The sequence below is a fragment of the Actibacterium sp. genome (assembly GCF_041584535.1).
In the GTDB taxonomy this organism is placed as follows: domain Bacteria; phylum Pseudomonadota; class Alphaproteobacteria; order Rhodobacterales; family Rhodobacteraceae; genus Actibacterium_D.
Map to the genome: position 1 here is coordinate 1 of NZ_JBFHDW010000067.1, position 10,362 is coordinate 10,362.

The 10,362-nt window shown below is 61.7% G+C and carries 13 protein-coding genes; 4 read left to right on the forward strand and 9 right to left on the reverse strand.

The genetic code is table 11. The features are described 5' to 3' along the window. The 9 genes from ABYW26_RS05120 to ABYW26_RS05160 form a co-directional block, all read right to left on the reverse strand. On the reverse strand, positions 1 to 783 hold a 783-nt coding region (locus ABYW26_RS05120), incomplete at its 3' end, for an aminotransferase class V-fold PLP-dependent enzyme (RefSeq protein ID WP_372603713.1). Then, positions 776 to 1,375, reverse strand: coding sequence for a Yip1 family protein (locus ABYW26_RS05125; RefSeq protein ID WP_372603714.1), 600 nt, complete (start codon positions 1,373 to 1,375; stop codon positions 776 to 778). The genes ABYW26_RS05120 and ABYW26_RS05125, both read right to left, overlap by 8 nt. 10 nt (positions 1,376 to 1,385) lie before the next feature. Continuing rightward, positions 1,386 to 1,877 (reverse strand): YIP1 family protein, encoded by a 492-nt coding sequence (locus ABYW26_RS05130; protein ID WP_372603725.1) that lies wholly within the window; start codon positions 1,875 to 1,877, stop codon positions 1,386 to 1,388. 2 nt (positions 1,878 to 1,879) lie between these two features. Further along, entirely contained in the window at positions 1,880 to 3,169 is a 1,290-nt protein-coding gene (gene sufD / locus ABYW26_RS05135; protein WP_372603715.1) for a Fe-S cluster assembly protein SufD, read from the reverse strand. Continuing rightward, positions 3,169 to 3,924: a Fe-S cluster assembly ATPase SufC gene (sufC, locus tag ABYW26_RS05140; RefSeq protein WP_372603716.1), complete on the reverse strand. Its 756-nt coding sequence runs from the start codon at positions 3,922 to 3,924 to the stop codon at positions 3,169 to 3,171. Before sufC ends, sufD begins: the two co-directional genes overlap by 1 nt. Before the next feature lie 11 nt (positions 3,925 to 3,935). Beyond that, positions 3,936 to 4,463 carry a hypothetical protein gene (locus ABYW26_RS05145; RefSeq protein WP_372603717.1) on the reverse strand — a complete coding sequence of 176 codons (528 nt, stop codon included), beginning with the start codon at positions 4,461 to 4,463 and terminating at the stop codon, positions 3,936 to 3,938. Beyond that, entirely contained in the window at positions 4,463 to 5,986 is a 1,524-nt protein-coding gene (gene sufB, locus ABYW26_RS05150; protein ID WP_372603718.1) for a Fe-S cluster assembly protein SufB, read from the reverse strand. The genes ABYW26_RS05145 and sufB overlap by 1 nt, the downstream gene beginning before the upstream one ends. 46 nt (positions 5,987 to 6,032) lie before the next feature. Further along, the gene (locus tag ABYW26_RS05155) at positions 6,033 to 7,076 is read right to left on the reverse strand and encodes a cysteine desulfurase family protein (protein WP_372603719.1); all 1,044 of its coding nucleotides are present in this window, start codon (positions 7,074 to 7,076) and stop codon (positions 6,033 to 6,035) included. Beyond that, complete coding sequence (locus ABYW26_RS05160; protein WP_372603720.1) at positions 7,073 to 7,534, reverse strand: Rrf2 family transcriptional regulator; 462 nt, start codon at positions 7,532 to 7,534, stop codon at positions 7,073 to 7,075. Before ABYW26_RS05160 ends, ABYW26_RS05155 begins: the two co-directional genes overlap by 4 nt. Before the next feature lie 157 nt (positions 7,535 to 7,691). On the opposite strand from ABYW26_RS05160, the gene ABYW26_RS05165 reads away from it, so the two are divergent. The 4 genes from ABYW26_RS05165 to ABYW26_RS05180 form a co-directional block, all read left to right on the forward strand. Next, positions 7,692 to 8,345 carry an alpha/beta hydrolase gene (locus ABYW26_RS05165; protein ID WP_372603721.1) on the forward strand — a complete coding sequence of 218 codons (654 nt, stop codon included), beginning with the start codon at positions 7,692 to 7,694 and terminating at the stop codon, positions 8,343 to 8,345. A gap of 5 nt (positions 8,346 to 8,350) precedes the next feature. Then, positions 8,351 to 8,599 carry a hypothetical protein gene (locus ABYW26_RS05170; protein ID WP_372603722.1) on the forward strand — a complete coding sequence of 83 codons (249 nt, stop codon included), beginning with the start codon at positions 8,351 to 8,353 and terminating at the stop codon, positions 8,597 to 8,599. Then, a complete protein-coding gene (locus tag ABYW26_RS05175; protein WP_372603723.1) occupies positions 8,596 to 9,183 on the forward strand; it encodes an HD family hydrolase in 588 nt (195 codons plus the stop codon). The genes ABYW26_RS05170 and ABYW26_RS05175 overlap by 4 nt, the downstream gene beginning before the upstream one ends. A gap of 106 nt (positions 9,184 to 9,289) precedes the next feature. Beyond that, positions 9,290 to 10,362, forward strand: a 1,073-nt coding sequence (locus ABYW26_RS05180; protein ID WP_372603724.1) for an NADP-dependent isocitrate dehydrogenase, incomplete at its 3' end; no start/stop codon positions are given.

Sequence of the window (10,362 nt, forward strand, 5' to 3'; positions counted from 1 at the left end):
GTCCTTGTGGACCTCGCGGATCATGTCGCCGCCGCCCAGAAACGGTCGCATCTCGGCCATGCGGTCGCGTTTTATATAGATCGCGCCCGAGCCCGACGGCCCATACAGCTTGTGCCCGGTGATCGCGTAGAAATCCGCGTCCAGATCGGCAACGTTGACCGGCATATGCACGGCGGCCTGACTGCCATCGACCAGAACCGGCACACCGCGCGCATGGGCGGCCTGAATGATCGGTTTCACATCGACGACAGTGCCCAGCACGTTCGACATCTGGGTGATCGCCACCAGTTTGGTGCGCGGGCCGATGGCGTCGATCACCGCTTGCGGGTCCAGATCGCCCACGGCATCGACATCGACCCATTTCAGGACCACGCCTTGGCGTTCGCGCAGGAAATGCCACGGCACGATATTGGCGTGGTGCTCCATGACGCTGAGCACGATCTCATCCCCGGCCTGAAGCCGCGGCGCCGCCCAGCCGTATGAGACCAGATTGATGCCTTCGGTGGTGCCGCTGGTAAAGACGATCTCGTCCTCGTCCGGGGCGCCCAGAAAGCGGGCGATGGTGCTGCGCACGGATTCATATTTGTCGGTGGCCAGATTGGACAGGTAATGCAGGCCGCGATGCACGTTGGCATATTCCATCGAATAGGCTTGCGTGATCGCGTCGATCACCACCTGGGGCTTTTGCGCCGAGGCGCCATTGTCGAGATAGACCAGCGGCTTGCCGTTCACCTGACGGGACAGAATGGGGAAATCGCGGCGAATGTCGGCGACATCATACATGGGTCATCTCCATCGGCGGCAGCAGTCCAAAGAGTTGCAGGACGAAAAGCAGGAAGAAGGCGAACAGCATCCCGGTAAACAGCACGCCGGCAAACACCGCCAACCGCGAGCGAAACCCGTGCAGCGCCGCGATGAAATTGGTCAGCAGCCACAGCGTCAGACCATAAGACCCCAGCCCGATCAGCCAGGCCAGCGGCGGCACCAGCACCAGCGACAGCAGTTGCGCCGCCTGCAACAGCAGCACCACCCATTGCTGCCAGACCACCAGCCGCAGCGCGCCCTCGAACGTGCCTTGCCCGCCGAACAGCAGGCCGATGCGGTGGACCAGAAGCACCAGAAACACCGTCATCGCGCCGATGAACACCACGGCGATGATCGGGTTGCTCATATCGATCGGCATAAAGGCCTCGGTCCCGCCGGGGGTGATCGCCCCCGCCAGTTGCGTCAGCATCAGGCTGAGGATGATCTCAAGCGCCAGCATCTGCCACAGCGCCGTGCGCGGCAGGTCCAGCGCCAGAATGCGCTCGGCCGCCGTGCGGGGCGATTTGACGGTCTCAACGACCAGATCTTTCCAGAATGTGAAATCGCCCATGTGTTTCAAGTCAGTCCTTATGCGCGCTTTCGGCTTCGACCAGTCCGGACAGCCAGAAAATTCCAAAGGCGGCCAGACACAGGACGCCAACAAGCGTGCGCCCGGCGCCCGCCCCGACAAATCCGTTGACCAGCCCATACAGCAACCACAGCGGCGAGGCCGCCAGCAGCGCCCAGAACAGCGCCAGCCGGGCACCAAAGCCGATGCCTTGCCCGCCCAGCACCCGTGCGATCAGATGGCTGATCCCGGCCAGCGTATAGAACACCAGCGGCATCAGGATCATCCACGCCAACAACGACGCGCCGATCCGCGCCTCAAGCGGCACTTCGGGATCGATAAAGGCGTCGCGCGACAGGCCCGGCAGGGTCGAGACAAAGATCAGCAAACAGCCGGCCAGCAGATAGACCAGCGCCCGATCCTCGCGCACGCCGCCCGCAAGTTGACGCCGCAGCACCGCGCGCGGGGCGCGATAGGTGCGCAGAATGTCCTGAGTGACTGACATGCTTAGCCGCGCCGCCGTTCCAGCCATGCCGCAAGCCGGGTATGGATTTCATCCGCGATGCCCTGATCGTCGATCTCGCCGATGGCCTCGGCCAGAAACGCCAGCGTCAGCATATCAGTCGCCTCTTTCACCGGCACCCCGCGCGAGCGCAGATAGAACAGCGCGGTCTCGTCGATTGCGCCGCTGGTCGAACCATGCGAGCAGGCGACGTCATCGGCATAGATCTCAAGCTCGGGCTTGGCCAGAAACTGGGCGTCGTCATCCAGCAGCAGCGATTGCGAAATCTGGTAGCCATCGGTCTTTTGCGCGCCGGGTTTCACAAGGATCTTGCCCTGAAACACCCCGGTGGCACCGCTGCGCAGCACCTTTTTGAACACCTGACGGCTTTCGCAATTCACCGCGTCATGGGTGATGAATACGGTGTCGTCATGGTGGAAATCGCCATCGCCCAAGGCCACGCCCGCGACATGGGCGCTGGCATCGTCGCCGGTCAATTCGATCACCACCTCGTTGCGGGTCAGCACCCCGTTGGCGGTCATGGTGAAGGATTTGAACAGGCTTTCAGCACCAAGACGGGCGAAAATATGGGTGGCGGCCTGACGCTCGTGATCGCGGCCCTGCGCGCGGATATGGTGGAACGAGGCCCCGTCCGCGACCTGCACCTCCATTACCTTGTTAAAGCGTGCGGCGGCCGGGCCGTTCTCAAGAATGGTCAGCGCGGCGCCCGGTTCCACCCGGACAACGTGGTGCAGGATCGCATCGGAACACTCTGATTTATGAAGATAAATCAGACGCACGGGTTTCGCCACCTGCCCGGTCACCCGGATCAAAATCCCGTCTTGCGCAAAGGCTGAATTCAGCGTCGCCAAGGGCCGCTCGACTGGCGTCTGACCCGCGGTTTCCAGCGCGCCATACAGGTCTTTTGCCCAGTGGATGTCCTTTTGACCAGCCTCGGCCAGCCGCTCGATCTCCAGCCCGTCCAGCACTGCGTCATCAGACAGATCGGGGCTGAACACGCCATCCACGAACACCAGTTTCAGCGCGTCAATCGTGCCGAAGATCGGGGTTTCATCCGTGGCCACGAACACCACCGCCGGTTCCGGCGAAACCGCGTTCAGCCGGTCAGGCCGGGTGTAGCGCCAGTATTCGTCACGGCGGCCCGGCAGGCCCATCACCCGCAGCCGCGCCAGCGCATCGGCCTGCGCCGCACTTAGCCACGCGCCGCCCGCCAAAGGCGTCAGCGCGGCGATCCGCGTCTCGGTCTCGTCCAGTTTCGCCTGCGGCAGCGCCATTACGCCACCTCCGCCAGAATGTCGGCATAGCCGTTGTTCTCGACCTCAAGCGCCAGTTCGGGACCACCGGTCTTGACGATGCGGCCATTGGCCATGATGTGCACGACATCGGGTTTGATATGATCCAGAAGCCGTTGATAATGCGTGATGACCACGAAACCGCGACCTGCGCTGCGCAGCGCGTTCACGCCTTCGGACACCAGTTTCATCGCATCAACGTCCAGACCCGAATCCGTCTCATCCAAGATGCACATCTTGGGTTCCAGCATCGCCATTTGCAGGATCTCGTTGCGCTTTTTCTCGCCGCCGGAAAAGCCGGTGTTGACCGGGCGTTTCAGCATTTCAGCGTCGATTTTCAGGGTCTTGGCCTTTTCGCGCACGACTTTCAGGAATTCGGCGGCGCTCATTTCTTCTTCGCCCCGCGCCTTGCGCTGTGCATTCACAGCGGTGCGCAGGAAGGTCATGTTGCCGACGCCAGGAATTTCGACCGGGTATTGAAAGGCCAGAAACAGGCCCGCCGCGGCGCGCTCTTCCGGTTCCATCGCCAGAATATCCACTCCGTCCAGCGTCGCCGAGCCTTCGGTCACCTCATAGCCGCCCTTGCCGGACAGGACATAAGACAGGGTCGACTTGCCCGAGCCGTTCGGCCCCATGATCGCATGCACCGAGCCCGGTTCGATCGTCAGGTTCACGCCTTTGAGGATTTGCTTGTCCTCTTCTTCAAGTTTGACGTGCAGGTTTTTGATTTCCAACATATTTTCAGCCCTCAGTCGATGGTGACATCGGTGTCATGTGCCGACACCATCGCCCCTGTGTTGATATTGTGATGCGGATGATCCGGCGCCATGCCCTGCGGGAACATGTCATGCCCCCGCCATTCCAGCGCCTCGCCGGTTTCCAGAAACAGTTCCTGCGCCCAGTCGGATACCTTTGGCATGCCGCGTGCCAGTTCGGCCCACATGCGCCGGGCGTCGTCGCGCAGCGCCGGGTGTTGCGCGGCGCGCAGCGTGTGCATCCACACCGCCATGCCCGCCGCGTCGTGCATTTTCTTGTCCTTCTGAAACCGCCGCACTTCGGCCTCGGACTTTTTCACCAGCGCACGATCGGCCTGCAACGCCGCCGCCGGGCGCATCACATCGACGCCGACCTCGTTCAATTGCCAGCGGATCTGCGTTGCCAAAAGCAGGGTCAAAGCCACCTCTTTCGGCGTCAGCCCTTTCAGACTGTCGGCATAGGCGGCCAATTCCTGTTGCTGGCGCTTAACACCGGCGGGCTTGAACAATCCGGCGAACATCAGCCAACCGAGCCTTCAAGACTGATCGCCACCAATTGCTGCGCCTCCATGGCGAATTCCATCGGCAGCGCTTGCAGCACCTCTTTGCAAAAGCCGTTCACGACCAGCGCCACGGCCTCTTCCTCGTCCATCCCGCGCGAGCGGCAATAGAACAGCTGATCGTCGTCCACCTTGGATGTCGTGGCCTCGTGTTCGACCCGGCTGCTGTTATTCTTGACCTCGATATAGGGCACGGTATGCGCGCCGCATTTATCACCGATCAACAGGCTGTCGCATTGGGTATAGTTGCGGCTGTTCTTGGCCTTGGGATGCATCGACACCAGCCCGCGATAGGTGTTCTGGGCCTTGCCGGCCGAGATGCCTTTGGACACGATGCGCGAGCGGCTGTTCTTGCCCAGATGGATCATCTTGGTGCCGGTATCGGCCTGCTGCATGTTGTTGGTGATGGCGATCGAATAGAATTCGCCCTGACTGCCCTCGCCGCGCAGGATGCAGGATGGGTATTTCCACGTCACGGCGCTACCGGTTTCGACCTGGGTCCACATCACCTTGGCACGGTCGCCACGGCAATCGGCGCGTTTGGTGACAAAGTTATAGATGCCGCCCTTGCCGTTCTCATCGCCCGGATACCAGTTCTGAACGGTCGAGTATTTCACCTCGGCGTCTTCTTCGATCACGATCTCGACCACCGCCGCATGCAGTTGGGCGGTGTCACGCTTGGGCGCGGTGCAGCCTTCCAGATAGCTGACATAACTACCCTTGTCGGCGATGATCAGGGTGCGCTCGAACTGGCCGGTGTTTTCGGCGTTGATGCGGAAATAGGTCGACAGCTCCATCGGGCAGCGCACGCCCGGCGGCACATAGACGAACGAGCCATCCGAGAACACGGCGCTGTTCAGCGTCGCATAGAAATTGTCCGATTGCGGCACGACCGAGCCAAGGTATTTCTTCACCAGCTCGGGATGCTCGCGGATTGCTTCCGAGATCGAGCAAAAGATCACCCCGGCCTTTTTCAGTTCAGCCTGAAAGGTGGTGCCGACGCTGACGCTGTCGAACACTGCGTCCACCGCGACCTTGCGGCCCTCGGCAGGCGCATCCTCGGCGCCCTCGACGCCAGCCAGAATCAACTGTTCTTTCAAAGGGATGCCCAGCTTTTCATAGGTCGCCAGCAGCTTGGGATCGACGTCATCCAGCGACTTGGGCTTGGTGCTCATGCTTTTCGGGCGGGCATAGTAATACTGATCCTGAAAGTCGATCTCGGGATAATGCACCATCGCCCATTTCGGTTCGGTCATCTTTTCCCAGCGGGTGAACGCCTGCAGGCGCCACTCGGTCATCCATTCGGGTTCTTCATTCTTGCCCGAGATCAGGCGCACGATGTCCGGATTCACGCCCTTGGGGGCATAATCCATCTCGATCTCGGTTTCCCAGCCGTATTTGTATTTGCCAGCCATCAGCTGAACGGCATCGACGGTGTCCTGATCCACGCCGTCCTTGACCTTGGTATCTTCAACCTGCGCCATGTCGTTTCCTTTCGCCGGGGTCGGCCCCCTGCATCCTGTTCGCGTCTCACGCCGCGCGGGCGCGGAATTTCCTGTGTTTCGCCAGCCATGTGTCGGCAAAGCGAAGAATGTCGTCCTCGGTCGTCTCGGGCCCCAGTGAGACCCTCAGCGCCGACGAGGCCGCGCTGTCGTCAAATCCCATCGCGCGCAGCACCCGGCTGGCACGCACTTTGCCGCTGGAACAGGCCGACCCGGCCGAAACCGCGAACCCGGCCAGATCCATCTGCATGACCTGCGTTTCGCCCTTCCAGCCCGGCGCGATGAAACAGGACGTGTTGGGCAAGCGTGGTCCGCCTTTCCCGACAAAAATAGTCTCATTTGCTCCAGCCGCAATGGCCTCTTCCAGTATATCGCGCAGATTTGCAACCCGATCCCAGACGCCATTGGCCAAATCGCGGGCTGCGGCATCAGCAGCGGCGCCAAAACCGGCAATGCCGATCACGTTCTCGGTGCCCGACCGGCGGCCCATTTCCTGACCGCCACCCTTGATCCGCGCCTCGATGTCGGTGCCGCGTTTCAGCACCAGCGCGCCGATGCCCTTGGGCCCGCCCAGCTTGTGCGCCGAGATCAGCGCCATCGTGCAGCCCGCCCAGTTAAACGCCACGGGCAGTTTGCCGAAGGCTTGGGTCATGTCGCTGACCGCCAGCCCCTCGGGCAGGGTTTGCAGAATTCCGGTTTCGCTGTTCGCCAATTGCAGCGTGCTTTGCGCCGGATCCGTGACGCTGACCATCCCGGCCGCATCGACCAGCAGGTCATCGGTGATCCACGCGCCCACAGCGTCATGTTCGACCGCTGCGCCATGCAGCCCGCGCCCGGCCAGCGCCAGCGCCGCCGCCTCGGTCGCGGACGAGGTGAACACCACATCCGCCCCATCGGCGCCAAAGGCCGCGGCCACTTGCGCCCGTGCATTTTCCACCAAGGCCTTGGCCGCGCGGCCTTCGGCATGGACGCTGGACGGGTTGCCCGCCACATCCATCGCCGCGATCATCGCCGCGCGGGCCTCGGCGCGCAGGGGCGCGGTGGCGTTATGATCCAGATAGACCCGGTTCACGGCTCGTCCACCACTTCGAACAGATGCGGCACCGCCGGACAGGGCGCCAGTTCGTTATGCACCACGTCCGACAGCCGGGTTTGATGCAGGAACACATAGACATGGGCGCTCAGCCCCTCCCACAGACGGTTGGTCAGCGATTGCGCCCGGCTGCCCGACACCCCGCCCGAGGCCCCGGCCCCGGTATGCATGGCGCTGACGGTTTCCTCGACCGCGCCCAGAATATCCGACACCCGGATATCCGACGGCGACCGGGCCAGACGATACCCGCCCCCCGGCCCCCGCACCGAGTCCACCAGTCCGGCCCGGCGCAGCTTGACGAAAAGCTGCTCAAGATAGGGCAGCGAAACGTCCTGACGCCGCGAGATTTCCGCCAGCGAGGTCAGCCCGCCTTCGGGCTGAAGCGCCAGATCGGCCAGCGCAACCATCGCGTAGCGCCCTTTGGTGCTGAGTTTCATAGGACAGACCCCTGCAAACGGTTGACGGAAGGCGGTTGGGTCATTACCTCCCTAACCAGCCAGTGGGCGGACATACGCCCGATTTAGACTTGTTCTAGGTTGTCCGATAGATTTCGTCAAGAATTCCATTCGGACCTCCGCAGTCAAAGAGAAATATATGCCCGAGGTCATCTTCCCCGGCCCCGAAGGACGGCTTGAGGGCCGCTATCACCCGCAAAAGGCCAAAGACGCACCGATCGCCATCGTCCTGCACCCGCATCCGCAATTCGGGGGCACGATGAACAACAAGGTCGTCTATAACCTGCATTATGCCTTTTATAATATGGGCTTTACGGTGCTGCGGTTTAACTTTCGTGGCGTCGGTCGCAGCCAGGGCGAATACGATCAGGGCATTGGCGAGCTGTCGGATGCGGCCTCGGCGCTGGATTACCTGCAATCGATGAACCAGAACGCCAAGCATTGCTGGGTCGCCGGGTTCAGCTTTGGCGCGTGGATCGGGATGCAGCTGCTGATGCGCCGCCCCGAAATCACCGGCTTTGTCAGCGTCTCGCCGCCGGCGAACATGTATGACTTCAGCTTCCTCGCGCCCTGCCCCAGTTCGGGCCTGATCATCAATGGCGCTGCCGACCGTGTTGCCCCGCCTGCGGATACCCGCACGCTGGTCGGCAAACTGCACGAGCAAAAAGGCATCACCGTCACCCATCAGGAAATCGAAGGCGCTGGCCACTTTTTCGAAGAGCCGCACATGGACACGCTGATCGGCAATGTCGATGAATATGTCCGCCGCCGCCTGACCGAAAACACCCGGTAAGCAGCATGAGCGCGATCGTCGAGGAAATGGCTGACCAGCTTGCTCAGGACGCCATCGAAGCGGCCGAGCGTCTGGGCGACGACATGCTGATCCGCGACTTGTCCGACGTGCTGGAAGCGGCCTCGACGACCGCACAAGAAGCCTTCATGACCGCCGTGCGTATTCGCCTGGCGGTCAAACGCGGGCGCAAGTTTCTGGATGACCGCGTGGCCAAGGCCCAAAAAGCTGCCGAACGGGCGGCGCCCAAAGCGTGAGCCCGCGGCTTGACCGCCAACTCGACTTTCTGGTCGAGGCGGACAAGCTGAAATCCATCCTGCGCGCCTCGACCCTTGCCGATGACAGCCGCCGCGAAAATTCTGGCGAACACAGCTGGCACGTTGCCCTGTCGGCACTGGTTCTGGCTGATCAGGCTGGCCCTGAGGTGCGCATCGACCGGGTGATCCGCATGTTGCTGATCCATGATCTGGTTGAAATCGACGCTGGCGACACCCCGATCCATGACACCCATGACACCGCCGCTCAGGACGCTGCCGAGGCCGAGGCTGCCGACCGGCTGTTCGGGTTGCTGCCGGATGACATGGCCGCTGATCTGCGGGCGCTGTGGGATGAATTCGAAGCCGCGCAAAGCCCCGATGCCATCTTCGCCAAATCCATCGACCGGGTGCAACCGGTGCTGCTGAACCTTGCCAATGGTGGCGGCAGTTGGCGCCAGTTCAACGTCACCGAACAGCAATTGGAAACCCGCGTCGGCCAGAAAGTCGCGCGCGGCGCCCCGGCGGTCTGGGCGCATTTACAGGGCCATATCCAACGCCATTTCAACCCCGACGATCGGGACTGATGACGTTGGGTGAAATTCCTGTATACAATAGCATACAATACTTTGCTGCAACGCCGCATCCTGCTATAAGCCCCCCAGCGACTCACAGATTGCGAAAGGCCAGCGCATGACCAAAATCAAAGTAGACAATCCCGTCGTCGATATGGACGGCGATGAAATGACCCGGATCATCTGGGACTTTATCAAGCAAAAGCTGATCCTGCCCTATCTGGACATCGACCTTCTGTATTACGACCTGAGCATTCAGGAGCGCGACCGCACCGAAGACCAGATCACCATCGACGCCGCCAACAAGATCAAAGAGGTCGGCGTCGGCGTCAAATGCGCGACCATCACCCCGGATGAAGCCCGGGTCGAGGAATTCGGCCTGAAGAAGATGTGGAAATCGCCGAACGGCACGATCCGCAACATTCTGGGCGGCGTGGTGTTCCGCCAGCCGATCATCTGCAAGAACGTGCCGCGCCTTGTTCCCGGCTGGACCCGCCCGATCGTGGTCGGCCGTCACGCCTATGGCGACCAATACCGCGCCACCGATTTCCACTTTCCCGGCAAGGGCAAGATCACGCTGAAATTCGTCGGCGACGACGGCACCGAGATCGAGCGCGAAGTCTTTGACGCCCCGTCCGCCGGTGTCACGATGGCGATGTATAACCTTGACGCCTCGATCATCGACTTTGCCCGCGCCTCGCTGAACTATGGCCTGAACCTTGGCTGGCCGGTCTACCTGTCGACCAAGAACACCATTCTGAAGGCTTATGACGGCCGCTTCAAAGACCTGTTCCAGCAGGTCTATGAGGAAGAATTCGCCGAAAAGTTCAAAGACGCCGGCATCTGGTATGAACACCGGCTGATCGACGACATGGTGGCTTGCGCGCTGAAATGGAACGGCGGCTATGTCTGGGCCTGCAAGAACTATGACGGCGACGTGCAATCCGATACCGTGGCGCAGGGTTATGGCAGCCTTGGCCTGATGGCCTCGCAGCTGATGACGCCCGACGGCATGATCGTCGAGGCCGAAGCCGCCCACGGCACCGTCACGCGGCATTACCGCCAGCATCAGGCGGGCAAGGCGACCTCGACCAACTCGATTGCCTCGATCTACGCCTGGACCGGCGGCCTGAAGCACCGCGCCAAGCTGGACGACAACGCCCAGCTGATGCGCTTTGCCGAAACGCTGGA

Bases quoted from the DNA above. Each gene is read 5' to 3' on its own strand.
- sufC (WP_372603716.1), bottom strand. From the start codon at position 3,924: ATGTTGGAAATCAAAAACCTGCACGTCAAACTTGAAGAAGAGGACAAG.
- ABYW26_RS05170 (WP_372603722.1), top strand. From the start codon at position 8,351: ATGAGCGCGATCGTCGAGGAAATGGCTGACCAGCTTGCTCAGGACGCC.
- ABYW26_RS05125 (WP_372603714.1), bottom strand. From the start codon at position 1,375: ATGGGCGATTTCACATTCTGGAAAGATCTGGTCGTTGAGACCGTCAAA.
- ABYW26_RS05165 (WP_372603721.1), top strand. From the start codon at position 7,692: ATGCCCGAGGTCATCTTCCCCGGCCCCGAAGGACGGCTTGAGGGCCGC.
- ABYW26_RS05160 (WP_372603720.1), bottom strand. From the start codon at position 7,534: ATGAAACTCAGCACCAAAGGGCGCTACGCGATGGTTGCGCTGGCCGAT.
- ABYW26_RS05145 (WP_372603717.1), bottom strand. From the start codon at position 4,463: ATGTTCGCCGGATTGTTCAAGCCCGCCGGTGTTAAGCGCCAGCAACAG.
- sufB (WP_372603718.1), bottom strand. From the start codon at position 5,986: ATGGCGCAGGTTGAAGATACCAAGGTCAAGGACGGCGTGGATCAGGAC.
- sufD (WP_372603715.1), bottom strand. From the start codon at position 3,169: ATGGCGCTGCCGCAGGCGAAACTGGACGAGACCGAGACGCGGATCGCC.
- ABYW26_RS05130 (WP_372603725.1), bottom strand. From the start codon at position 1,877: ATGTCAGTCACTCAGGACATTCTGCGCACCTATCGCGCCCCGCGCGCG.